The sequence below is a fragment of the Microbacterium sp. STRO-1N genome (genome assembly GCF_057748015.1).
Window position 1 is genome coordinate 698,088 of record NZ_CM173234.1, and the last position, 25,361, is coordinate 723,448.

General features: G+C 69.2%; 17 protein-coding genes. 7 read left to right on the forward strand and 10 right to left on the reverse strand.

Annotation, left to right across the window (positions count from 1 at the left end):
• The first annotated feature begins 6 nt into the window (after positions 1–6).
• Positions 7–1,236, forward strand: coding sequence for an LCP family protein (locus tag AC3ANJ_RS03345; RefSeq protein ID WP_488318219.1), 1,230 nt, complete (start codon positions 7–9; stop codon positions 1,234–1,236).
• Between the two features lie 10 nt (positions 1,237–1,246).
• On the opposite strand, the gene AC3ANJ_RS03350 is transcribed toward AC3ANJ_RS03345, so the two are convergent.
• Positions 1,247–2,254, reverse strand: a complete 1,008-nt coding sequence (locus AC3ANJ_RS03350) for a LacI family DNA-binding transcriptional regulator (protein ID WP_488318220.1) — start codon at positions 2,252–2,254, stop codon at positions 1,247–1,249.
• A gap of 101 nt (positions 2,255–2,355) precedes the next feature.
• On the opposite strand from AC3ANJ_RS03350, the gene AC3ANJ_RS03355 reads away from it, so the two are divergent.
• Genes AC3ANJ_RS03355 through rhaS form a run of 4 tightly spaced genes read left to right on the forward strand, consistent with a single transcriptional unit; the run spans position 2,356 to position 7,058 of the window.
• Positions 2,356–3,927 (forward strand): sugar ABC transporter ATP-binding protein, encoded by a 1,572-nt coding sequence (locus tag AC3ANJ_RS03355; protein ID WP_488318221.1) that lies wholly within the window; start codon positions 2,356–2,358, stop codon positions 3,925–3,927.
• On the forward strand, positions 3,924–4,949 hold the full coding sequence (locus AC3ANJ_RS03360) for an ABC transporter permease (RefSeq protein WP_488318222.1): 1,026 nt from the start codon (positions 3,924–3,926) through the stop codon (positions 4,947–4,949). The genes AC3ANJ_RS03355 and AC3ANJ_RS03360 overlap by 4 nt, the downstream gene beginning before the upstream one ends.
• Entirely contained in the window at positions 4,946–5,983 is a 1,038-nt protein-coding gene (locus AC3ANJ_RS03365) for an ABC transporter permease (protein WP_488318223.1), read from the forward strand. Before AC3ANJ_RS03360 ends, AC3ANJ_RS03365 begins: the two co-directional genes overlap by 4 nt.
• Positions 5,984–6,008: 25 nt before the next feature.
• Positions 6,009–7,058: a rhamnose ABC transporter substrate-binding protein gene (gene rhaS / locus AC3ANJ_RS03370; RefSeq protein WP_488318224.1), complete on the forward strand. Its 1,050-nt coding sequence runs from the start codon at positions 6,009–6,011 to the stop codon at positions 7,056–7,058.
• A 64-nt stretch (positions 7,059–7,122) separates the two neighbouring features.
• On the opposite strand, the gene AC3ANJ_RS03375 is transcribed toward rhaS, so the two are convergent.
• The 9 genes from AC3ANJ_RS03375 to AC3ANJ_RS03415 all read right to left on the reverse strand — a co-directional run bounded on the left by AC3ANJ_RS03375 (position 7,123) and on the right by AC3ANJ_RS03415 (position 22,046).
• Positions 7,123–8,877, reverse strand: coding sequence for a DUF5605 domain-containing protein (locus tag AC3ANJ_RS03375; RefSeq protein ID WP_488318225.1), 1,755 nt, complete (start codon positions 8,875–8,877; stop codon positions 7,123–7,125).
• Between the two features lie 31 nt (positions 8,878–8,908).
• The gene (locus tag AC3ANJ_RS03380) at positions 8,909–11,701 is read right to left on the reverse strand and encodes an alpha-L-rhamnosidase (protein ID WP_488318226.1); all 2,793 of its coding nucleotides are present in this window, start codon (positions 11,699–11,701) and stop codon (positions 8,909–8,911) included.
• Positions 11,698–13,218 (reverse strand): glycoside hydrolase family 43 protein, encoded by a 1,521-nt coding sequence (locus AC3ANJ_RS03385; RefSeq protein ID WP_488318227.1) that lies wholly within the window; start codon positions 13,216–13,218, stop codon positions 11,698–11,700. Before AC3ANJ_RS03385 ends, AC3ANJ_RS03380 begins: the two co-directional genes overlap by 4 nt.
• A 25-nt stretch (positions 13,219–13,243) precedes the next feature.
• A complete protein-coding gene (locus AC3ANJ_RS03390; RefSeq protein ID WP_488318228.1) occupies positions 13,244–14,377 on the reverse strand; it encodes a serine hydrolase domain-containing protein in 1,134 nt (377 codons plus the stop codon).
• The gene (locus AC3ANJ_RS03395) at positions 14,374–16,791 is read right to left on the reverse strand and encodes a beta-glucosidase (protein ID WP_488318229.1); all 2,418 of its coding nucleotides are present in this window, start codon (positions 16,789–16,791) and stop codon (positions 14,374–14,376) included. Before AC3ANJ_RS03395 ends, AC3ANJ_RS03390 begins: the two co-directional genes overlap by 4 nt.
• The gene (locus AC3ANJ_RS03400; protein ID WP_488318230.1) at positions 16,788–17,636 is read right to left on the reverse strand and encodes an ATP-binding cassette domain-containing protein; all 849 of its coding nucleotides are present in this window, start codon (positions 17,634–17,636) and stop codon (positions 16,788–16,790) included. Before AC3ANJ_RS03400 ends, AC3ANJ_RS03395 begins: the two co-directional genes overlap by 4 nt.
• Positions 17,633–19,510: a dipeptide/oligopeptide/nickel ABC transporter permease/ATP-binding protein gene (locus AC3ANJ_RS03405; RefSeq protein WP_488318231.1), complete on the reverse strand. Its 1,878-nt coding sequence runs from the start codon at positions 19,508–19,510 to the stop codon at positions 17,633–17,635. Before AC3ANJ_RS03405 ends, AC3ANJ_RS03400 begins: the two co-directional genes overlap by 4 nt.
• Complete coding sequence (locus AC3ANJ_RS03410; RefSeq protein ID WP_488318232.1) at positions 19,507–20,448, reverse strand: ABC transporter permease; 942 nt, start codon at positions 20,446–20,448, stop codon at positions 19,507–19,509. The genes AC3ANJ_RS03405 and AC3ANJ_RS03410 overlap by 4 nt, the downstream gene beginning before the upstream one ends.
• Before the next feature lie 71 nt (positions 20,449–20,519).
• A complete protein-coding gene (locus tag AC3ANJ_RS03415; RefSeq protein WP_460798905.1) occupies positions 20,520–22,046 on the reverse strand; it encodes an ABC transporter substrate-binding protein in 1,527 nt (508 codons plus the stop codon).
• 194 nt (positions 22,047–22,240) lie between these two features.
• Between AC3ANJ_RS03415 and AC3ANJ_RS03420 the strand changes: the two genes are divergently transcribed.
• Entirely contained in the window at positions 22,241–22,909 is a 669-nt protein-coding gene (locus AC3ANJ_RS03420) for a TetR/AcrR family transcriptional regulator (RefSeq protein WP_488318233.1), read from the forward strand.
• Positions 22,906–25,332, forward strand: coding sequence for a glycoside hydrolase family 2 TIM barrel-domain containing protein (locus AC3ANJ_RS03425; protein ID WP_488318234.1), 2,427 nt, complete (start codon positions 22,906–22,908; stop codon positions 25,330–25,332). The genes AC3ANJ_RS03420 and AC3ANJ_RS03425 overlap by 4 nt, the downstream gene beginning before the upstream one ends.
• Positions 25,333–25,361 lie beyond the last annotated feature (29 nt).

Consider the following 25,361-nt stretch of genomic DNA (forward strand, 5'->3'; position numbering starts at 1 on the left):
GTGAGCGTGAAGCGACCCCGTCGTCGTACCGTGGCCCGTCACGGCCAGCTGCATCGGCCCAGTGCGGGCGGACAGCTGCTGCGGGCCCTCGGCATCGTGCTCGCGGTCGTGCTCGTGAGCGGCGTGGGCGTCGCGGCGTACATCGGCACGACTCTGTTGGGCACGGTGAGCGCCAACTCCGTGGAGATCGAGGGTGCCGAGTCCGTGCCGCCGGACATCGCGGAGTACGAGGGCGGCTTCAACATGCTGCTGGTCGGCGTCGACGTGTGCGAGGACGAGTACGCGCATCTGTTCCCTGGGCGCTGCTCGGGCAAGGGCGAGGACGGCACGCTGAACGACACCAACCTGATCGTCCACGTCTCGGACGAACCGCGGCGTGTGACCGTCGTCAGCGTTCCGCGCGACACGATGCTCGCCATACCGTCCTGCACGGACGATCAGGGGAACACGTCGCCCGCGATGGAGAAGCAACCGCTCAACGACGCATGGGGATACGGCGGACTGAACTGCGTCGTGCAGACGCTCGAGCTGCTCACCGGCTTCGAGATCCAGTACGCGGCGTCGGTCACCTGGGGCGGCGTGATCGCGATCACGGATGCCATCGGCGGCGTCGAGGTGTGCCTCGCGACCCCGATCAAGGACGAGCACACGCTGCTCGACCTTCCGGCCGGCAAGCGTACGATCCAGGGCTACGAGGCCCTGCAGTTCCTGCGCACGCGCCACGGCGTCGGTGACGGCAGCGACATCGGCCGGATCGGCAACCAGCAGCAGTACATGTCATCACTCGCCCGCAAGATGCTCAGCGGGGAGGTGCTCGGCAACGTCGGCACGATGCTGAAGCTGGCGAACACCGCGGTCGAGAATCTCACGACGAGCACGACGCTCACGCCCATGACGATCGCGCAGATCGGTCTGGCGCTCAAGGACGTCCCGAAGTCGGACATCGTGTTCGTGCAGTACCCGACCTGGCCCGATCCGGACAACCCCAAGGTGAAGCTCGTGCCGAACCGGGATGCTGCAGACGCACTCATGGCGGCGATCGAGTCGAACCAGCCGCTGCAGATCACGCACGAGAACGGCGACGCCGAGGGCGTGATCGTCGAAACCCCGGTGACGCCAGCGCCAGTGGCAAGCGGGACGCCCGCTCCGACCGACACCGCGGTCGCGCTGCCCGAGGAGGTCATGGGCAACTCCGCCGACCAGCAGACCTGCTCCAACGGCAAGGACCGCGGCTGAGCGCTTTCGCTCAGCCCGTCGTCGAGCGGCGGATCACCAGCTCGGGTGGGAACACCGTCTGCCGCGGGATGCTGGCGGGATCCGCCGCCTCCTCCAGTACGATCCGCAGCGCCGTGCGTCCGATCATGCGGCTGGGCTGACGGATCGACGACAGCGGCACGGCCGCCGCGGCCGCGAAGGGGATGTCGTCGAAGCCGATCAGCGCGATCTCGTCGGGTACCAGCATCCGGCCCCCGGACGCCAGCGACTGCAGCAGGCCGAGCGCGACGAGGTCGTTCGCCGCGAACAGCGCGTCGGGCCATTCCCGCCGAGGCCGCTCGAGCAGACGCGCGCCCGCGGCTGCACCTTCCTCGACGGTCATGGCCGCCGTGGCGATCACCTCGAGATCGACGCGGACTGCGGCGTTCTCGGCCGCGGCCCGTGCACCGGCCAGCCGATCGGTGACCTGGCGCATGTCGAACGGTCCGCCGACGAACGCGATCCTTCGGCGCCCTGATTCGATGAGGTGGTCGATCGCGAGCCGCCCGCCGGCCACGCTGTCCACCGAGACCGACGAGAATCCGCTGTCGGCGCTGAACCGGTCGACGAGCACGGTCGCGATGCCGCTCGAGCGGAACCGCCGCAACTGCGTCATCACATCGCCGTAGGGGGCGATGAGCAGGCCCCGCACCTGCTGCTCGCGGAACAGATCGAGGTAGACCTTCTCGCGCGAAGGGTCCTCGTCCGTGTTGCCGTAGAGGATCGCGATGCCGTGGCTCGAGGCCTCGTCCTCCGCGCCGCGGACCACGTCGCTGTAGAACGGGTTCTGGCCGTCGAGGACGACGAAGCCGACGGTCGTGCTCACCCCGGCGCGCAGCTTGCGGGCCGCATCGTTGCGCACGTAGCCGAGTTCTTCGATCGCGCGGCTGACCCGCTCGACCGAATCGGCGGAGACCTCATCGGGGCGGTTCAGGACGTTGGACACCGTGCCGACGGAGACGCCGGCACGCTGCGCGACATCGCGGATGCTGATCGGCACCTGGTCTCCTCTCGCCATCGGGTGGGTCACAGTTCGGTCGCGAGGGTGTTGCTCTTCGACCGGTCTCACATACACTAGCTGAAACGCACCTGAATCGATTCATGTATGGTTCAAACCGTACGAACCGTTTTCGACCTCGAAGGAGAGGACACCCTGTGGCCGCAGAAGTCCCACCCGGCGCCGCGCTCGAGCTGCATCGCGTCGTGAAGTCCTTCGGGCCGGTGATCGCACTCCGCTCGGGCAGTCTCACCCTGCTCCCGCACTCGATCCACGCGCTCATCGGCGAGAACGGAGCGGGCAAGTCGACGATGGTGAAGATCATGGCGGGGCTCTACCGCCGCGATTCCGGCGACTTTCGTCTGCACGGCGAGCCGGTCGACTTCACCAGCACGGCGCAGTCGAAGGCCGCAGGCATCGCGGTGATCTATCAGGAGCCGACACTCTTCCCCGATCTGTCCGTCACCGAGAACATCTTCATGGGCCGCCAGCCGGTGAACCGCTTCGGCCGCATCGACCGCAAGGCCATGCGCACCGAGGTCGAGCAGATCTTCCGCAGACTCGGCGTCTCCCTCGATCCCGATCGGATCACCGACGGCCTGTCGATCGCAGACCAGCAGATCCTCGAGATCGCGAAGGCCATCTCGCTCGACGCCAGCGTGCTCATCATGGACGAGCCGACCGCCGCTCTGAGCGGCGTCGAGGTGGAGCGGCTGTTCGCGGTCGCACGGAGCCTGCGCGATGAGGGGCGGGCCGTCCTGTTCATCTCGCACCGTTTCGACGAGGTCTTCGCCCTGTGCGACACCGTCACCGTCATGCGCGACGGCGCCTATGTCGCCACCACTCCGATCGTCGAGACGACCGTGGACGAACTGGTCCGCCAGATGGTCGGCCGCGATATCACCGAGCTCTTCCCGAAGCAGGATGCCGTCGTCGGCGACCCCCTGCTCGACGTCGAGGGCCTCACGAGCCCCGGCATCTTCCACGACATCTCCTTCACCGTGCGTTCGGGCGAGATCGTCGCCCTCGCGGGCCTCGTCGGCGCCGGACGCAGCGAGGTGGCCAGGGCCGTCTTCGGTGTCGACGCCTATCGCGAGGGCCGGGTGCGGATGCTGGGGAAGACGGTCCCGCACCGCAACCCGACCGAGGCGATGCGGGCCGGGCTCGCGCTGGTCCCAGAGGATCGCCGCAAGCAGGGTCTCGTGATCGACTCAGCGGTCGGCGGCAACATCACGCTCGCGATCCGGCGCCGCCTCGCGAAATGGGGTCTCATCACGACGGGGATGGAGAACCGGGCCGCCCGCGAATGGGCGTCCAGGCTCGAGGTCAAGACGCATGCGCTCGACACGGTCGCCGCGACCCTCTCCGGCGGCAACCAGCAGAAGGTCGTCCTCGCCAAGTGGCTCGCCACCGATCCGAAGGTGCTCATCATCGACGAGCCGACGCGTGGCATCGACGTCGGCACGAAATCCGAGGTGCACCGGCTGCTCTCGCAGTTGGCGGGAGAGGGCATGGGGATCCTCATGATCTCGTCCGAGCTCCCCGAGGTGCTCGGCATGGCCGACCGCATCCTCGTCATGCGCGAGGGGCGCATCACCGCCGAGATCGACCGCGCAGACGCAACCAGCGAGAACGTCATGTTCGCCGCCACCCACTCCTCGGAGGTGAACTCGTGACCACCATCACTCCCGCCCCCGCGTTCGCCGTACGAAAGAGCTTCGGTGGAGTCGGCCGCGCACGTGAGCTCGGCATCCTGGCCGCACTCGTGCTGGTCGTCGCCGCGGCGACCGTCAAGAATCCGAACTTCCTGTTCTCCAGCGACGGGTGGCGCGATCTGCTGCTGACGCCGTCGATCCTCGTGCTCGTGGCGGTCGGCCAGGCGATCGTGATCATCACCCGCAACGTCGACCTGTCGGTCGGATCGGTGATGGGGCTCACCGCCTATCTCACCGGTCGCCTGTTCATCGACATCCCCGGCATCCCGATCATCCTCGTCGTCCTCGCGGCTGTGCTGTTCGGCGGGGTGCTCGGACTCATCAACGGTGCCCTGGTCGCCTTCGCGAAGGTTCCGGCGATGGTGATCACGCTCGGCACTCTGTACGCGTACCGCGGCATCAACGTGCTGTGGACCGGCAGCGACCGGGTGAACCCCTCCGACATGCCCAAGGACTTCCTCGCCCTCGGCACCCAGCAGATCCTGACGATCCCAGTGCTCTCGATCGTCGCCGTCATCGTGCTCGCGGGCGCAGCCTGGTACATGCGCAACACCCGTGGCGGCCGCGAGTACTACGCGATCGGATCCGACCCGGCCGCCGCCGAGCTGTACGGCCTCCGTGTCACGCGGCGCGTGCTCACCGCGTTCATCCTTTCCGGTGCGCTCGCCGGCCTCGCCGGCGTCTTCTACGCCGCCCGTTACGGCTCCATCAGCTCGCAGGCAGGCTCCGGGTGGGAACTGGATGCCGTGGGTGCCGCGGTCATCGGGGGCATCGCGATCACGGGCGGCGTCGGATCGGTCTGGGGCGCTGCCATCGGCGCCATGCTCCTCATGACCATCAACAGGGCGCTGCCGATCCTCGGCATCCCCGACTTCTGGCAGCGCGCCGTCGTCGGCGTGCTCATCATCGGAGCGATCGTGCTGGACCGCGTGCTCGCCGTGAGACAGAAACGCCGGCTCATCGAGGCGAGGGACGAATCATGACCGCCACCACGACGTCGACACGTGTCATCCGCGACCATGAACGGCCGCTGTGGCGGCGTGTGCTGATCACGCGCGAGTTCGCGATCATCGGGCTGCTCGCGCTCGTGATCATCGTCGCCTCGGCGACCGTCCGCGGCTTCGGCCAGCCGATCACCTACAACTATCTCCTGCTGGACGTCGCCCCGATTCTGCTCATCGCGCTGCCGATGACCCTCGTGATGGTCACCGGCGAGATCGACCTGTCGGTCGGCTCGATGGTCGGCTTGGCCAGCGTGGTCACGGGTGTGCTGACCCAGGCCGGTGCGCCGTTCGGAGTCGCCGCGCTCGCCGCACTGGCGGTCGGCGTCGTCGGCGGGGCGTTCAACGGATTCCTCGTCACGGTGGTGGGACTGCCGTCGCTCGCGGTCACGATCGGAACACTGGCTCTGTTCCGCGGACTGGCGGTCGGCCTGCTCGGCACGACGGCAGTGACCGACTTCCCCGAGCTGTGGACCGATCTCGCCAAGGCGAAGATCGCCGGCACGACGATCCCGTACATCGTCGTGCCGTTCCTGATCCTGCTGGTGCTGTTCGTCCTGCTGCTGCACTTCACGCCCTTCGGCCGCGGGATCTACGCGATCGGTCTGTCGAAGGACGCCGCTCGCTTCTCGGGCGTGCACGTCGAGCGGACCAAGTTCGTCCTGTTCATGCTCGCGGGCCTCGTCGCCGCGTTCGCCGGCATCTTCTACACCCTGCGATTCGGCAGCGCACGGGGGGACAACGCGACAGGGCTCGAGCTCCAGGTCATCGCGGCCGTCGTGCTCGGCGGCGTCTCGGTCTTCGGCGGACGAGGGCACCTCCACGGCGTCGTCGCCGCAGTGCTGCTGATCGGCGTGCTCTCCAGCGCTCTGCGCCTGGCGGGCGTGACGAGCGATGTCATCAACATCATCACGGGCGGCCTGCTGATCTTCTCGGTGGTCGCCGCCAGCATCCTGTCCTGGGCCGAGCGCGTCCGCGCTCGCATCGGACCATCCCGCTTCGCAGCCACGTCCTGAAATCACCCAACAGTTAGGAAGAACGATGAAGTTTTCACGCAAGCGGGCCACGGCGCTCGCCGCCGCGGCCATCGCCGCAGCACTCGTGCTGACCGGCTGCGCCGACACCGGAGGCGGCTCCGGGGCGGAGGGCGACGGCGGCGGAGCCGGCGGTGGATCCGACAACCTGACTATCACGTTCCTGCCCAAGAACCTCGGCAACCCGTATTTCGACACCTCGAGCACGGGTGGCAAGGCGGCCGTCGAAGAGCTCGGCGGCACGTTCGCCGAGGTCGGACCGGCCGAAGCGACACCAGACGCTCAGGTGAGCTACATCAACACGGCGACCCAGCAGGGCGTCGGCGCGCTCGTCGTCTCGGCGAACGACCCGCAGGCGATCTGCGACGCGCTCAACGAGGCGAGGGATGCCGGAGTCAAGGTGGTGACGTTCGACTCGGACACCAACCCGGACTGCCGCGACCTGTTCATCAACCAGGCCGATGCCGAAGGCATCGCGAAGGTGCAGGTCGACCTCATCGCCGAGCAGATCGGCGGCGCGGGCGAGATCGCGATCCTGTCGGCATCCGCCAACGCGACCAACCAGAACGCCTGGATCGAGTTGATGGAGGAGTATCTCGCCAGCGACTACCCCGACATCACGCTCGTCGAGACGGTCTACGGTGACGATGACGACCAGACCTCGTTCGACAAGACGGCGGCCCTGCTGCAGACGCACCCCGAACTGAAGGGCATCATCTCGCCCACGACGGTCGGCATCGCGGCAGCCGCACGCTACCTGTCCACCTCCGACTACAAGGGAACGGTCGCGCTGACCGGGCTCGGTACGCCCAACCAGATGCGCGACTACGTCGAGGACGGCACCGTCACCGCGTTCGCGCTGTGGAACCCGGAGGACCTCGGCTACCTGTCGGCGTATGCGGCGGCCGCTCTCATCCAGGGCGACATCACCGGCGAAGAGGGCGACACGTTCGAAGCCGGCGAGCTCGGCGAGTACGAGGTCGGTGCTGATGGCGTCGTGCTGCTGGGCGACCCGTTCGTCTTCGACGCGGACAACATCGGCGACTTCGACTTCTGAGTCGCGCTGCTCGCTCCCCCTCGCTCAACGAGCGAGGGGGAGCGAGCATGGGCGGCGAGCCGGCTCAGACGCGGGTCAGCCGCACCGCCATGAACTGCCGTCCAGGCAGGTCGACGCGCAGGGACCCCGAGTGGACGCCGGGAAGACGATCGACCGTCATGTTCCACGTATCGATCACGTCCACGGCCCATTGACCCTCGGCCAGCAGCAGGCTGCGGAACCGGGGCCGGTTGAACCCGAAATAGCCGACTCTGACCCGGCCGTCGACGCCGCCCCACGGCACGTCCCAGTCGCCGGGAAGCGGGTCCCAGACGCCGTCCGGCGCCTCGGCCAGCAGCTTCTCGAGGAACGCGATCCGGTCGGGGGAGGTGCCGTGCAGCACGCCGCCCTTCGACCACCACAGGGTCTCGTCCTCCAGGCCGAGCGCCTCCGGCAGGTACGTCTCGCCGTGGCCGACATAGCCGCCGCGGACCGCGCCCTCCCAGAAGCGGCGCACCATCTCCTCCCCGGTGATGTTGCCCCAGCCCTGATCGATGTCGCCCTCGTAGGCGCACTCGTCGATGACGACCGGCTTGCCCCAGCGCTCGCGCCACTCGTCCGTGTTCTCGGCCGTGCGGTAGACGTCGACGCGCTGCACGCTCACGTGCGTGATCCACGGCTTCGAGTAGTCGTAGAACGGGCGGCAGTTGTGGATCGAGTTCAGGTGCCCGAACGCATCCTCCTCGCCCACGATCTCGGCCAGCCGCTCCCAATCGGCGGTGTCTTTGGCCCAGAGCAGGTCGTACTCGTTGGCCATCGACCACCACACGTTCGCGAAAGCCGAGAGGCGTCGAACGACGTAGCGCAGGTAGCGTTCATCGACGGCCGGCCCGAGATCGGCGAAGCCCCAACGGTCGTAGGCGTGGAACAGGATGAGGTCCGCTTCGATCCCGAGCGCACCGAGATCGGCGATGCGCTGCTCGAGCCGCCGGAAGTGCGCCGGATCGAACCGCTCCAGATCGAACCCGTCCGCAAGCGAACCGACGAATGGGAAATCGGCAGGCTCGTTCGCGTTGTACAGGTATGACTTCGGGAACACGCACATGCGGATCTTCGTGAACGGCGCCTCGGCGAGCGTCGCCAGAGTCTGCTCCTGTAGGTCCTCCGGCTGATGCGTCCACGCGTAGGCGGTCGTGCCGAGTGGACGGTGCCGGGTGCCGTCGGCATGCCGGAAGTGGAATCCGTCCACGCTGACGGGGCCGTGCACGCCCTCGCGGGGTGCGATCACCTCTGCGGTGCCGGTCACGCCGTCCAACGACCGTGCGGTCGATCGGGTGACGAAGGACCAAGCACCCTCGGCATCCGCCAGCGCCCGCACGAGGTACACGCCGTCGCCGTCGTAGAAGCCGCCGACGCGCACCTCGGTGCCGTCGGGACGTGTGAACACGGCATCCAGCTCCACGTCGACGAACGGGTTGCCGTGCGAGGGGCCGTCCAGGCGCACCTCGAGCACGTCCCAGCGCGGGGTCGGCTCCGGCAGGCGCACCGACGCGGATGCCGGAGCGACGGTGTCGTCCTCGTAGGCCGGATCGGGGGCGATCGCCGTCGCGTACGGTGCGCGCTGAACGCCGTCGCCGACCTCGGCGAGGGCGGACCACAGCTTCTGCTGCTCGTCCGGGTCCTCCAGGGCGGGGACGAACGCGACGAGCGAGCCCAGACGTCCGTCCCGGTACTGCGTCGCCATCGGGGAGGCGGCGATGCCGGGCATCAGCTTCTCGAGGATGGCGCGCGCGTCCGGGTGGTCGAGGGCTTCACCGAAGGTGGAACGGCGGTCGAACATGGTGTCTCCGTCTCGTGGGATGGGAAGGGCGTCAGGCGGATGTCGCGGCGCGGATCGCCGCGTCGACGTCCGCGAGGACGTGAGGGGGAGTGAACATGAGGGCACCGCTGACAGTGCGCCCCCGCCCCCAGAGGGTGTCGCGGCGCACGGCCTCGGCGCGCTCCGGGGCGAAGGCCGCGACGGTGTCGATCAGCGCACGGTAAGCGCGCGGGTCGTCGATGACGTCCGCAAGCGCGGCCTCCAGTCCCGGGAGCGGGGCTGTCTCCGGCGTGGATGCCGCGGCGAACCGCCATTCGAACCGACCGGAGCCGATGATGAACTCGTCGCTCCCTGGCAGAGCGACAGCCGCCGTCGTATTGGCGGGCACGAGCGCCGACACGACGATCTCGGCGCCCTCCCGTCGCCACGCCACCGAGGCTTCGCCGTATGGCGTGATATGCCGCGCAGCTGCGTGATCGAGCGTCGAGAGCGGCTGCGGTGCGATCCGCAGGGCGCGGTATCCGGGCGCCGCCGGAGCGATGCCGGCGACGACGCGGTGCAGCCAGTCGGCCACGGCGCCGAGCGCGTAATGATTGAACGAGGTCATCTCGCCAGGGTTCACCGAGCCGTCGGGTAGCAGACTGTCCCACCGCTCCCACACGGTCGTCGCCCCCATGGTGACCGGATACAGCCAGGACGGGCACTCGGTCTGGGTGAGCAGACGTTCGGCTTCCGCGAAATGCCCGCCCACCGTGAGGGCGTCCGTGACGATCGGAGTTCCGACGAATCCGGTGCCGATGCGGTACCCGCCCTCCCGCACGAGGTCGGCGAGCCGGTCGGACAGCGCCTGGCGCAGGGCCGCGTCGGTGACGAGACCGAACTCGAGCGCCAGCGCGTACGCGGTGGGCGCGTCGCTCATCATGCGGCCGGACGGCGTCACATATTCCGAGACGAAGGCCGCACGGCTGCGTTCGGCGCGTGCACCGTACTCCGCGGCATCCGCGTCGTGTCCGAGCAGCGCTGCGGCATCGGCGACCTGCCGCAGCGAGCGCGCGAGGTACGCCGAGGCGACGATGTCGCCGTCGACCTTCGCCGCACCGGGCTTGGCCGGCGGGGCGGACGGGTCCAGCCAGTCGCCCAGCTGCATCTGCCCGGCCCAGAGGCCCGAGTCGCCGGCGACGGCGAGCACGGCATCCGCCCACGCGCGCATGCTCGGATACTGGTCGGCGAGCACGCCGAGGTCGCCGAATCGCTCGAACAGCACCGTCGGCACGACCGTCGCGGCATCGCCCCATGCGGCGGTCGGTCCGCCGCCGCCGAACGCGGGAAGCGCCGCCGGGATGACCAGCGGCACAGAGCCGTCGGAGCGCCGCTGCTCGTGGGCGAGGTCGCGCAGCCAGGAGGTCAGGAACCCGTCGCAGTCGTAGAGGAAGCTCGCGGTCGGAGTGAACACCTGGATGTCACCCGTCCAGCCGAGGCGTTCGTCGCGCTGCGGGCAGTCGGTCGGGATCGACAGGAAGTTGCCGCGCATGCCCCACACGACGTTCTCGTGCAGGCGGTCGATGAGCGGATCGGAGGACACGAACGAACCGGTCCGCACCATGTCGGTGTGCAGCACGACCGCTTCGACATCCGCCGGGTCCACGTCGACGCCGGACAGCTCCGCATAGCGGAAGCCGTAGAACGAGAAGCGCGACTCGAGCACGTCGTCGGCGCCCGACAGGTCGAACGTCGCCGTGGCCGTCGCATTGCGCAGCGGACGGATGCTGAGTTCGCCGTTCTCCAGAACCTCGGAGTGCCGGGCGACCAGCCGGGCGTCCTTCTGCCCGCGCGTCCGGATCCGCAGACGCCCGACGAGGTTCTGACCGAAGTCGAGGATCCGTCCACCCGAGGGCGTCTCGATCACCGCCGCGACCGGGAGGCTCTCGATGCGACGCACCGGAGGTGCGATGCGCGCCTCCGGCACGGGGACGTTCTCGTAGCCCGGGAGCGCTGCGGCCCCGACCCGCGCTGGCGCCCAGACGGATGCCGTGCGTCGCAGGTCCTGGTGCTCGCCGGCGTAGATGCCGCTGTCGACGATCGGCCCGTCCCCGGCGGCCTCCCACCCTGTGCCTGTGGCGGCGACGGTCTCGCTCGCGCCGTCGGCGTAGGTCACCCGCAGCTGCGCCAGGAATGACGGCTGCGTGCCGTACAACCGGTTCGTGAAGGTGAAGAAGCCGTACTTCTCGGTGTACCAGGCGCCGGCGATCGTCGCCGACAACTCGTTCTCGCCGGTGCGCACGTGCGCCGTGACGTCGACGGTCTCGTGCACGAGCCGGTCGCGGTACGCGGTCCATCCGGGGGACAGCACGTCCTCGGATGCCGGGATGCTGTTGACCTCGGGTTCGGCGACGCCGAGCGCGGTCCAGAACAGCAGCGCGCGGGTGACCGGCCGGTCGAGATGGAACGCCGTGCGGACGACGGCCGGCTGCGCCTCGCGGTCGGGGTCGGCCAGACCGATCGGCCGGGCGACCCACTCGTCCCTGGCGAGGAAGCCCGCCGCGATGCGCAGCGGTTCGCTCCACGCGGTGACGGCGCCCGAGAGCGCGCGTGCCCGCACGCGGACCTCTCGGGTCTCGCCGGGATCCAGTGCTGCGAACGGCCATGCCACCAGGACGCTCTCACGACCGTCGAGGGTGACTTCTGTCGTGCCGTCGGCGAGATCGACGGCGGCCTGCTGCCAATCGGCGTCGGAGGCGACGGTCCAGCTCAGGCGCGGATGCGACGTCGCGACGAACGACGTGTCGTCGCGGAGCTCGGCGCGCAGCGTCTCGATGCGAGGGGCGGTGACCGCGGCATCCATCATTCGTCGTCTCCTTCGGCGACCCAGCTTCGGACGGCGACGTCGCCGGAGCGAGCATAGACGCCGATGACCCTGCCGGTGAACGACTCGCACGTCTCGGAGGAGAGGAAGCGGCCGTCGACCTGCGCGAGATCGATGCGCTCGCCGTCGACCGTCGCGCCGAGGTGGAGCATGTCGCTCGTGCGCGGCAGACCGCGATCGCCATCCGGGCGACGGGAATCGAGATGCAGGTCCAGCGTCGTGGATGTCAGAGGGGCGGTCCACTCCTGAACGAGGTCGCCGACCACGGCGCGGGCCATGAGCGCACCGTCTCCGGCCTCGATCTCGACGTGGAACCGCTCGTCGTAGCGCACGGCGAGACCACCGATCCCGGCACTGACGTCGATGCGGACGGTGGCGGCGTTCGTGAGGTGCGCCTGGCGACGGCCGACGAAGACCGGGCGCGGATCGTCCAGCGTACGGCCGTCGCCGTGCAGCACGAGGGCGCCGTCGCGCAGCTCCGCGAGCGAGCCCGGCAGGGCACGGACCGCGATCCATTCGTGATCGAGCTGGGGGGCGTCCGCGAACGAGATCTCCACTCTGGTGCCCGCGCGCGGGTTCAGCAGCACCGGGTCGATCGCCGGCCAGCCGTCCTCCTCCCAGCGCACCGGGGTCACGAACGTCTCGCGTCCCAGCGCCGAGAAAGCGCGCGTCATGCTGCGCGGGCGCACTCCGAGCAGTACGCACAGCCAGTCGCCGCCCGGGCCGACCACGAGGTCGCCGTGACCGGTGTTCTGCACCGGTCGGGTCGTCGATCGGGCGGACACGAGCGGATTCTGCGGTGCGGTCTCGAACGGCCCCTCCGGCGACGTTCCCCGTGCGATCGAGACGCCGTGACCGCGCTCGGTTCCTCCCTCGGCGATCATCAGGTACCAGCGGTCGTCGACCTCGTAGAGATGCGGGGCCTCGGGGAACTGCCCTCCGGTGCCTGACCACACGGACCGCGGCGCCTCCAGGGCGATGCGCCGGTCCAGGTCGACCTTCACCTGCTGGATACCGAGATGCTGACCGATGTCGTCGCCGCCGAGGATGAGCCCCGAGAACGTGACGTAGACGTTCCCGTCACGGTCCCAGGCGATGTCCGGATCGATGCCGTCGAGGGATGCCGATCCGTCCTGCTTCAGGATCACGTCGCCGTCGCTCCACGGGCCTGCGGCATCCGTCGCGGTGAAGTGCAGCATCCCTCGGCCCATCGCGTCCGTGATGACCAGGTGGAAGACGCCGTCCCGGTGCCTGAGCGTCGGCGCCCACGCTCCGCCCGCCGTCGCGACGTCCTCGACGGCGAGCTGTCCGGGGCGCACGGCGACGTGGCCGATGAGCTCCCACGTCTCGAAGTCACGGGACCGATGGATCGGGATGCCGGGCAGGTACTCGAAAGTCGATGTGGCGAGGAACCACTCGGGTCCGTCCGTGGTCTCCACCCGGACGACCGAGGGGTCGGGATGGAAGCCGTTGATCAGCGGATTGTACAGCGTCGTCATTCGCGCGGTCCTTGAGGTCGAGGGGTCAGGCGGAGAGGACGCGGCCGAGCTCGCGGGCGAGCGCGACCGCGCGGGGATCGGCGCCGCCCGGCCACGGGCCGCGGGCGATCGTCCAGGCGAAGGCCAGCCCGGAGTCCGGGTCGACGCACGCGAGAGCGCCCATCGCTCCGTCATGGCCGAACGAGCGCGGTCCGCCGAAGGCGAGCTGCTGAGAAGGTTTCTGGAAGACGATCGCGTGGGCGCGATCGTGCTGATGGAGCACCTCGTCGTAGCCGCGGATCTGCTGCTGCCCGATCTGCTCGACCGTGTCCGCGCTCAGGAACGACTGCTGTCCATCGACGCCGGTGACGGCGGCGGCGAGCAGGCGAGCGATCCCGCGCGCCGATCCGGTTCCCGAGCCGGCGGGATGGCCGAAGCTCCAGCTCGCCTCATCGTTCGCGAGATCGACGGCCGGTCCGGGCGTGGCGAAGACGACGGGGCCGAGCGCGGAGAAGGCGGGCGCGGTGACCTCCGAGACCGGGCGGATCATCGGCAGCACGTCGACGCGGCGGTCCCGGTGCTCGTCCGGGAGGCCGAGGTGGAAATCGATCCCGTGCGGTGCCCGGATCTCCTGCTCGTAGTACTCGTGCAGGGTGCGTCCCGTGACGCGGAACACGAGCTCCGAGGCGAGGTTGCCGATCGTGATGGCGTGGTAGCCGAACGCGCTTCCCGGACGCCAGAACGGACGGCTCGCGGCGAGGCGCTCCGCTGCGGCGTGATGATCGAGGAGCTCCGCCCAGGACAGCGCCGGCGTCGCCTGCGGCAGACCCGCCTGGTGGGAGAGTAGCTGGCGCACCGTGACGCCGTGCTTGCCCGCCGCGGCGAACTCCGGCCAGTAGTGCGCCACGCGCTCGTCCAGATCGATCTCGCCGCGCTCGAGGAGCAGGCCGATCGACAGGCCGATCGTGTTCTTCGTGACGGAGTACGGCACGATCATCGACTCCTCGCCGAGGTGCGGGCCACCCCAGGCGTCCAGGACCGGGAGTCCCTCGTGGAACGCCGCGACCTGGAACGACAGATCCGGGTCGGCGGCCAGATAGCCGTCGAGCGTGTCGACGATCTCGCCGAGCCGTGGGTCGGCGCGCCCCTGGAGAGGTCCGTCGAGAGTGCTGAGGCTCACGCGATGTCCCAGTCGATCGAGAGGGGCAGATCGGCGACCGACGGTCCGATCCGGAGCGTGTAGGTCCCCGGTTCGACGACCCAGTCGCCCGCCCAGTGGGCGAGACGGCGCCCGGGGACCGGAACGGCGGCGGTGACCGTCTCGCCCGGCTCGACACGGACGACCGCGAACCCGACGAGCCAGCGCACCGGCCGATCGACGGAGGAGTCGCTGCGCTCGGCGTAGACCTGGACGACCTGCTTGCCGGCGCGCTCGCCGGAGTTCGTGATCACCACCTCGACCGCGTTCTCGTGGCGCTGCGCCGAACCCCACGACCATGACGTGTACCCGAGCCCGTGACCGAACGCGAACGCCGGCTCCGCGGCATCCTTCAGCCAGGCGCGGTACCCGATGTGCAGGCCCTCCCCGTAGGTGAGTCGTCCGCCGGTGGGGGCGACCTCGGTCACCGGCACGTCCGCGAGCGCGGCCGGCCAGGTGGTGGGCAGGCGTCCGCCGGGTTCGGCGGCGCCGGTGAGTACGTCGGCGATCGCGTGGCCGAACTCCTGGCCGCCGAAGTAGCCCTGCACGATCGCGCCGACGCCACCCGCCCACGGCAGCACGACGGGTGACCCCGCGTTGACGACGACGACGGTCGGCGTGCCGGTGGCGGCGACGGCGCGCACGAGGTCGTCCTGATGACCGGGCAGATCCAGGTCGACGCGGTCGTACCCCTCCGATTCGACCTTCGCGTTCGTGCCGACGACGACGATGGCGACGTCGGCGGATGCCGCCGCTTCCACGGCCCGGGCGATGAGCAGGTCCGCATCCGTGCGCTCCGGGGCGATTCCGAGGGTGGCGCTGAAGGCGCCGCTCAAAGCACCGGCGCCGGTGCGCGTGAACTCCGCACGGAGCTCGATGGCACGCCCAGCGTCGACCTGGACGCCGACGGTGAGCGACGGCGGGTTCAGGAAGGCGGCACCGAGATCGGTGCCCTCGATCACGGGGGAGTCGTCGAGCACGAGCTCTCCGTCGACGAAGAGCCTGCCGGGGTTCGCTCCGGCGAATCCGAGCTGGATCTCGCCGGATTCGGTCGGGGTGTACCGCGTCGTGAGCACGATGGTGCGGCTCGCGGCGATCGGGGCATCGCCGCCGAACCAGACCAGGCCGGTCGCACGACGATCCTCGGCGAACAGCTCCTGCCCGTCGGCGTCGAGGAACGTGACGCGCAGGCCGGGCTCGCCGGTTGCGGGGTTGGCGATGTGCGCGAGCGGGATCTCGGCGACGCCCTCCTGCACGACGGCGCCGAGCTCGTAGCGCACCTCTGCATGCGGCAGCGCCGCGCGGATCGCGTCGAGCGGGGACACGACGTTCTCGGGGATGACCGTGGCCGACCCGCCGCCCTGCGTGCGCGCATCGCGGGCGTTCTGCCCGATGACGGCGACCTGGCCGAGGGCCTGCGCGGCCAACGGAAGGATGCCGGTGTTCTGCAGCAGGACGGAGCCCTCGATCGCGGCCTCGCGGGCGAACGCGGGCCCGTCGACGGCGGTCGGCGCGATCGCGGGTGACCCCTCCAGCGCGCCGACGCGCTCGGCGAGCAGCAGGATGCGCAGCACCTTGCGGTCGAGATCCGACTCCTGCACGCGGCCGTCGCGCACGGCGTCGACGAGATCCGCCCACGCCGGTGCCGGGCCGGGCATCGCGAGATCCTGGGCGGCGGGGACGGCATCCAGAGAGCGGACGGCGGTCCAATCGCTGATGACGACGCCGTCGAAGCCCCACTCGCTATTGAGCGGAGTCTCCAGGAGCGCATTCTCGGTCATGGTGACGCCGTCGACCGCGTTGTACGCGCTCATGATCGACCACGCGCCGGCTTCGACGGCGCGCTCGAACGGTGCGAGGTACAGCTCGCGCAACGCCCGATCGTCGACCTCGATGTCGACCGTGAACCGGTCGGTCTCCGAGTCGTTCGCGACGTAATGCTTGGGGGTCGCGGCGACCCCGTTGTCCTGGAGGCCGCGGACGTACGCGCTCGCCAGTTCGGCGGTCAGCTCCGGGTCCTCGCTGAAGCACTCGAAGTGCCGACCGCCGAGCGGCGACCGGTGCAGGTTGATCGTCGGGCCGAGGACGACGTCGACGCCCTTGCGGCGCGCTTCGGATGCCGCGGCAGCCGCGAAACGGTAGGCGAGGTCCGCATCCCAGGATGCGGCCAGCGCGGAACCGGAGGGGAGGTTGAGCGACGGGTCGCGCTCGTCCCACCGCGGACCGCGGACGCCGGCCGGCCCGTCGGAGAGCGTCATCGCCCGCAGGCCGATCTCCGGGATCGGCACCGTGGTCCAGAAGTCCGCGCCCTGCACGAGCGACGCCTTCTGCTCGAGGGTGAGGCGGTCGAGCAGCGGGACGAGATGCGTGGTCGTCTCGGGGTTCGCGGCGGTCATGCGGCTCCTTCGGTGCTGAGCTGCGCGTCGATGAGTGCGCGTCGTTCGACGCGTCGCTGCTGCTGCGCGTCGGGGTTCGGGACGGGGGCGGCCAGGAACAGCCGCTGGGTGTAGGGGTGCGACGGGTGAGCCGTGACCTGATCGCCGTCGCCCGTCTCGACCAGCTCGCCCCGGTACATCACCGCGACGCGGTGGCTGATGTGGCGGACGACGGCGAGGTCGTGCGAGATGAAGAGGTACGCGACTCCGGTGCGCTCCTGGATCTCGATGAACAGATCGAGCACGCGCGCCTGCGTCGACAGGTCGAGAGCCGAGACCGGCTCGTCGCAGACGATGAGCTTGGGATCCAGCGCCAGCGCGCGGGCGATCGCCACGCGCTGGCGCTGCCCGCCCGAGAACTCACGGGGCAGCCGGCGGGCAGCATCCGCCGGCAGACCGACGCGGTCGAGCAGGTCCGAGACCCGCGCGTTCGCCTCCTTGGGCGAGACGCCGCGGGCGGTGAGCGGCTCGGCGAGGATCTGCGCGATCGTCATCGAAGGGTTCAGCGACGAATAGGGGTCCTGGAAGACGACCTGGATCTCGCTGGACAGCGCCCGGCGCTCGCGGCGGTTCAGGTGCGCGATCTCCTGACCGTCGTAGCGGACCGAGCCGTCTGTGACCGGAGCGAGGCCCAGCACGGCACGGCCGAGCGTCGTCTTGCCGGACCCCGACTCTCCGACGAGCCCCATCGTCTCGCCGGCCCGGATGTCGAGCGAGACGCCCTTGAGCGCGTGGAACGGCTCGGCGCGGAAGCCCTTGCCCGGGTACGTGACGTGGAGGTTCTCGACCTCGAGGAGTGCGTTCACGACTGTGCTCCTTCTGCGGCGGTCTTGAGCGCGCCACGGGCCGGACCCTCGTCGAGGATCGCGTCCAGCAGCGACTGCGTGTAGGGGTGGGCGGGGGCGCCGAGGATCGTGCGGACGGGGCCCTGTTCGACGAACAGACCCTGCTGCATGACCGTGACGCGGTCGCACAGATCGGCGACGACGCCGAAGTTGTGCGTGACCAGCAGCATCGCCATCTGGCGTTCTCGCTGCAGATCGCGCAGCAGGTCCAGCACCTCGGCCTGCACCGTGACGTCCAGCGCGGTGGTCGGCTCGTCGGCGATGATCAGATCCGGGTCCGTCGAGACGGCGCCGGCGATCAGGACGCGCTGCGCCATGCCGCCGGAGACCTCGAACGGATACGCGTCGAACGTGCGCTTCGGATTCGGGATGCCGACGCGATCGAGCAGAGCCAGTGCCTTCTCGGTGGCGTCCTTCTTCGACATCCCCAGGTTCTTGCGCAGCGGCTCCACGAGCTGTGATCCGATCGTGAACGACGGGTCGAGGTTGCTCATCGGCTCCTGAGGGATGTAGCCGATGCGCCTGCCCCGGATGCCGGCGTACGCCTTCTCCGCGGCATCCGCCAGCTCCGTGCCCTCGAAATCGATCGATCCGGCCGTGACCCGACCACCGCGGGGCAGCAGGCCGAGCACGGCGAACGCGGTCTGGGTCTTGCCCGAACCGGACTCGCCGATCAGCCCGTGCACCTCGCCCTTGCGGATCTGCAGCGAGACGCCGTGCACCACCTCGATGTCCTCGCCCTCGATCTGCTCGTATGCCACGCGCAGGTCCGAGACCGTGAGGATCGGCGTCGCAGGCAGCGCGGCCGTGCGCGCATCGTCGGCGTGCGTGATCGTGTCCCCGATGACCGGGATCGCCGCCGAGTCCTCCAGCTCCTCGAGATCGCGTCCCGAGGTGCTGATCGACGTCGTGACGGCGGCGATCGATCCGGTGGCCGTGGTCACGGCGCGGCGGCGTCGGCGGCGCACCACGGCGGTGCGCTCCAGCACGTCGCGCATGCCGTTGGCGAGCAGCGTCAGCGCGATCGAGGTGAGCGCGATCGCGAGCGAGGGCCAGAGCATCAGCAGCGGCTGCTTGTAGATGTTCGCGAAGCCGTCGTTGAGCATCCCGCCCCAGGTCGGCACGCTCATGTCGCCGAGCCCCAGGAACTCCAGACCGGACTGGATCGCCACGGCGATGCCGGCGACGATCGCGGACTGGATGATGATCGGAGCGCGGACGACCGACAGGATGTGGCGGCCGATGATGCGCATGTCGGACAGGCCGGCCACCCTGGCCGCATCGACGTAGAGCTCGCCGCGCACGCCCGTGACGGCCGCGTACACCAGGCGGTAGTACGCGGGGGCGAGCAGGATGCCGAAGATGAACATCGCCAGCCACACGCTCGGGCCGAGCACGGCGCGTGCCGCGAGCAGCACGACCATGCCCGGCAGGGCCATCACCAACGACGTCACCCAGGACGCCACCGAGTCGAACCAGCCGCGGTAGTAGCCGGCGATCAGGCCGGAGACGACGCCGATGACCAGCGCGGTGACGACCGCGACGAGAGCCGCGGCGAGCGTGATCTGGGTCGCCACGAGCAGGCGGGACAGCACATCCCGTCCGGCGCTGTCAGCGCCGAGCGGGTGCTCGGCGCTCGGCGGGGCCAGCACGAGCTGCAGCGACGCGAGATTCGGGTCGAACGGGGCCAGCCACTGACCGATGACCGCGATGATCACGACGATCACGAGGAAGATCAGTGCGGACACGGCCACGGGGCGGCGGACGAGCCGGCGGAACAGTGAGGTCTTCACGGCCGGCGTCGGCACGGCCGTGGGCACTTCGATAGCGGTCATGAGAGTCGCACCTTCGGGTTGAGGGCTGCCTGGGCGAGGTCGATGACGAGGTTCACGATGATCACGATCACGGCGAACGCGATCACGACGCCCATGACGACGGGGATGTCGCCCTGGGTCGTGGCGGCGACGGTGAGCTGGCCCATGCCGGGGAGCGCGAAGACCTGCTCGACGATGACGGCGCCGCCGAGGAGCCCGATGAACTGCACGGCGAGAACGGCGAGGGCAGGGCCTCCGGCGTTTCGGAGGACGTGCTTGTACACGACGCTGCCGCTGGAGAGGCCGCGGGAGCGGAGCGTGCGCACGTAGTCGCGCGACATCGCATCGGTGACGGACCCGCGCACCTGCTGCGCGACCGCGGCGATGGCGCCGACCGAGAGTGCGATGATCGGCAGGGTCACCGAGGACATCCAGCCTGTGAAGGACGTCGTGATCGGAATGTACCCCGTGGCCTTGAACCAGCCGAGGTTGATCGCGAAGAACAGGACGAGATACAGCGCGATCAGGAACCCGGGGATCGCGAAGCCCAGGACCGAGATCAGCTGCACCAGGGCGTCGACCCAGCCGCCGCGACGGGCCGCGAGGACGCCGAGCACCACGGCGATGATGGCGGAGATGACCGTGGCGCCGATCACGAGCGACAGGCTGACGCTGAGTCGACCGGAGATGCTGACCGAGACGAGCTGACCGTTGAACCACGAGCGACCGAGGTCGCCGGTGAGAGCGGAGGTGAGCCAGTCCCAGTACTGCACGATGAGCGGGCGGTCGAGACCCAGCTCGGCCGACTTCTGGGCGACCAGCTCCTCGGTCGCGTTCTGGCCGAGGATGCGTCGCGCGATGTTCGCGCTGTCGAGGAAGAGGAGCCCGAACGTCACGATGGATATGACGAAGAGCAGGGCGATGCCGGCGAGGACCCGCCGGATGATGAACATGAGCATGCTGCGCTCCTGTGTCGTGGAGGGAGTCTGGACCGGCCCGCCCGCGGACGCGGGCGGGCCGGAATTCGGTGCTACGGCTTCGGGACGAAGTCGTAGATCGCGGGGTACGCGTTGGTCGGGAGCATCTCGACCGTCGTGTTCGCGTCGGTTGCGAAGCTGCCCTGCACCCGGTAGAACGGAGCGAACCAGGCCTGTTCGACGAGGTACGCGTTCAGTTCCTTCGCCACCGAGGCCTGCGTCGCCTCGTCGCCGAACTGGATCTGCTGGATGTACTCGTCCACCTGCGGGTCGGAGTAGCCGAACGGGTTGAAGATCGCGGTCGGGGCGATCATGAACTGGATCAGCTGCCAGTCGGGGTTCTGTTCGAGCGCCATGAACGACGCGGGGTACTTCGGCGCGAGGAGGTCAGCGATGAAGTTGTTGCCCGGGTCGGTGTACGAGGCGGTGACGCCGATGTCTGCCAACTGCTGCTCGATGAGCGTGTAGGTCGCAGCACCCAGCAGCGTGGAGCTCGGCATCTCGAGCGTGAACCCGTCCGCGTAGCCCGCCTCGGCGAGCAGTTCCTTGGCCTTCTCGGGGTCATAGGTGTAGTAGTCGTCCAGCGACTCGTCGTACGCCTCGGATCCCTCGGGGAACACCTGCGTGGTCACGGTGCCGTTGCCCAGCTGCAGCGCCTGCAGCAGGCCCTCGCGATCGAAGGCGTAGTTCAGCGCCTGGCGCACCTTCACGTCGGCGAGCGCGGGATTCATCGTGCCGGCTCGATCCAGCAGCAGCAGGCCCTGGAAGTCGAGCTCGTTCGCGTTGATCGTCCAGCCGGCGGCTTCGACTTCGGTGAGATTGTCGTTGCTCGCGAGCTTGACGCCGTTCGCCTCGCCGGCCTTGATCGCGTTGACGGATGCCGTGGCGTCCGCCAGGACGTTGATGACGAGGCCGTCGTAGTGCTGGACATCCGGGTTCCAGTAGTCGGGGTTCTTCGTGTACGTGTAACTGGTGCCGGTGACCGTCGCGGCGGTGTCGAGGACGTACGGTCCGGAGCCGATCGGGTTGGTGGCGAGGTCGTCGTTCGCCAGCGACTCGCCGCTCGCGACGAGCCCGGGGTCACGGGTGAGGTAGTTCAGGAACGCGGGGTCGGGTGCCGCGAGAGTGATCACCACCGTCGTGTCATCAGGAGCGGCCAGGTTCGAGACGCCGGCGAAGTAGTTGGCGTCGGGAGACGTGCCGTCCTTGAACCGCTGCAGGTTATCGACGACGACCTGAGCGGTGAGCTCGGAGTCGTCCGTGAAGGTGACGTCGTCGCGCAGTGTCAGCGTGAGTTCGGTGCTGTCGTCGTTGTACGACCACTCGGTCGCGAGCCACGGTTCGATCGTTCCCTCGGGAGTGGCGAGCAGGAGGGTGTCGAACACGGCTTGGTAGAACGGTGCGCGGTTGCCCCACTCGGCCCCTGCGGGGTCGAACGTCGTGGGTGGCGTGATCGCGCCGAGGGTGAGAGTGCCTCCACCCTGTGCGCCGTCGCCGGTGTCCTCGGTCCCCGCGGCGCAGCCGGTGAGAGCGAGAGCCGCGATGGCGATGGTGGCTGCTGTGGCCTTCCAACGGAACATCCTTGGTCCCTTCGATGCGGTGATACCCCTGTGGATCACCTCTTGCGGAGTGAAGCTAGCAGGAAAAGCGAGCGGGCACTAGGTTTTTGAATCAAAAAGCTAGCGATTGCTCGGAATTCGTTATAGAACTGTCTCGAGGGGTCCGACTGCCCGGCGCCGACGAAGGTGAATCCGGCTGAGATACGGTGACAACGATGACGAACACCAGACCGACCACGACGCTCGCGCGGGGGCGCCGTGGCGAGTACGCCAAATCGCGGGAGAAGCGCGAGGCGATCCTCGATGCCGCGCTCGAAGTGTTCGCCGAGGCGGGCTACCGATCCGGGTCGTTGAGGGAGATCGCAGCGCGCGTCGGGATGAGCGAGGCCGGGGTGCTCCACCACTTCCGCAGCAAGGTCGCCCTGCTCGAGGCGGTCCTCGAGCACCGTGACGACAACTCGCGGCTGCTCGTCCCGATCGAATCGAACGACGGTGCGGCCGTGCTTCGCGGTCTCGTGGAACTCGCCGCCCATAACGCGTCCATCCCCGGTGTCGTCGAGCTGTACTGCACGCTCTCGGCCGAGGGCACCTCACCGGACCATCCGGCACACGGCTATTTCGTGCGCCGCTACGAATACACCCGGGGCAACATCGAACGGGCTTTCACGGCGCTCGAATCCGAGGGTCGTCTCCGTGCCGGCATGACGCCGCACCGCGGCGCTGTCACGATGATCGCGATGATGGACGGACTGCAGGTGCAGTGGCTGCTCGACCGCAGCGTGGTGGACATGGCCCAGGAACTGCGAGACTTGTTCTCCGTATTCGTCGACATCGACTGGGATGCGCCTGTGCCCCTCGCCTCGGACGAGGAGGAGTCAGAATGATCCGCATCCCCTTCGTCGACGGCTGGACGGTCGGCCCCAAGCTGGGCGCCTTCGAATCGCGGGATGCGGCGACGGCCGCCGTCGCCGTGACCATTCCCCATGACGCGCTCCGGGACCTGCCGCGCTCCGCCGACAGCGTGCAGGGCGTGCACGCCGGCTACATCCCCGGCGGCGTCTTCGAGTACCGCACGACGTTCGACGTCCCCGACGAGTGGCGCGACCGGACCGTCCGCATCGAGTTCGAGGGCGTCTACCGCGATGCGACCGTCTACATCAACGGCGACTTCGCCGCGCACGAGGCGAATGGCTACGCCGCCTTCGTCGTGGATGCCGATCCGTTCCTGAGGCACGGCGAGCCGAATACGATCGTCGTCGAGGCGCGCGTGCACCGGGACAGCCGCTGGTACACCGGCGGCGGCATCTACCGGCCCGTCCACCTCATCGTCGGCGATCCGGTGCACATCGCGCTCGACGGCACGAGGGCTGCGGCATCCGACATCGATGTGGAACGGGCGATCGTCGAGATCTCGACACGCGTCGAGAACGGCACCCGGCACACGGCGACCCGGCGCCTGAGCTGGACGGTCGTCGACGACGGCGACATCGAGGTCGCATCGGGCACCTCTCCGGTGACGATCCTGCCGGGCACGGATGCCGTGGGCCGCGTCCGCGTTCCGGTCAGCGCCCCTCGGCTGTGGAGCCCTGATGCCCCGCACCTGTACCGGGTGCGCACGATCCTCGCGACGCTCGACGGACATCCCGTCGATCAGGACGAGACGGTGCTCGGCATCCGCCGCATGCAGCTCGACACGGCGCACGGCCTGCGGATCAACGGCGAGACCGTCGATCTCCGCGGCGCCTGCATCCACCACGACAACGGTCCGCTCGGAGCGGTCTCGGTCGCAGCGGCGGAGGACCGTCGCGTGCGGATCCTCAAGGAAGCAGGGTTCAACGCGATCCGCAGCGCCCACAACCCCGCCAGTCGCGCGCTGCTCGAGGCGTGCGACCGGCACGGCATGCTCGTGATGGACGAGCTGACTGACGTGTGGACGAAGTCGAAGACCGCGTTCGACTCGTCGCTCGGGTTCGAAGAGCGCTGGCGGAGAGATGTCGCGGCTCTGGTGGCGAAGGACATCGGCCACCCCAGCGTCATCCTGTACTCGATCGGCAACGAGATCCTCGAGCTCGCTACGCCGCACGGGGCGACCTGGAGCAGGCGCCTCGCCGAGGAGTTCCGCCGACTCGACCCGAGTCGTTTCGTGACCAACGGCATCAACGGGATCATCGCGAACCTCGAGCAGCTGCAGGCCGCGATGGCGTCGGCCGAGGCATCCGATGCGAATACCATGATGGCCGACATGGGAGAGCAGATGGCGCGCATGAACGCGTCAGCGCTCGTGACCGACTCGATCGAGGAATCCGCCGCCGTGCTCGATGTCGTCGGGTTCAACTATGCGGATTCACGCTACGAGCTGGATGCCGAGCTCTTCCCGAACCGGGTGATCGTCGGGTCCGAGACGTTCCCCGACCGGATCGCCTCGCTCTGGGAAGCCGTGACACGGCTCCCGCACGTGATCGGCGACTTCACGTGGACGGGCTGGGACTACATCGGCGAGGCGGGGATCGGTCGCGTCGACTACACCGACGTCGACGGGTACGAGCCGACCGGAACCGCGGGCCCCTACCCGTATCTGCTCGCCCAGTGCGGCGACATCGACATCACCGGGTACAGGCTGCCGGCATCGCACTACCGCGAGATCGCGTTCGGATTGCGCACCGAACCGGTGATCGCCGTGCATCGGCCGCAGCACCACGGGCGACCGACGACGAAGACGCCCTGGTCCTGGGACGACGTGGTCTCGAGTTGGAGCTGGAGCGTCCCGGCCGGATCACCCGTCTCTGTCGACGTCTACGCGGATGCCGACGAGGTCGAACTGCGCCGCAACGGCGTGCCGGTCGCGCGCATCCCGGTGGGGGCGCCGCGTCCTCTCATCGCGCGATTCGAGACGTCATACGAACCGGGAGAACTGTCCGCGGTCGCGTATCGGTCGGGGGCCGAGATCGGCCGGTCGGCGCTCGTCACGGCCGGCTCCGCCGCGCTCGTCGCACGCGTGGAGGACGGCGGCGACGCCGAGCTCGCCTACATCGCGATCACTCTCGAGGATGCCGCTGGCACCGTCGTCGCCGACCAGGACGCACGCGTGACCGTGTCGGTCTCGGGCGGTGAACTGGCGGGGATCGGATCCGGCCGCGCCCGCACCGAGGAGTCGTTCGCCGGTCCGTCGGCGACGACGTATGACGGGCGTCTGCTGGCGATCGTGCGTCGCGATCCGGATGCCGAGGTGCGCGTCACGGCGTCGGCTGAGAGTTTCGCGCCGGCGGAGGTCGTCCTCTCTGCTCGCCCGGTGTCCCTCGCTCGTTGAGCGAGGACGGCGCCGTTCCCCTCGTTCGT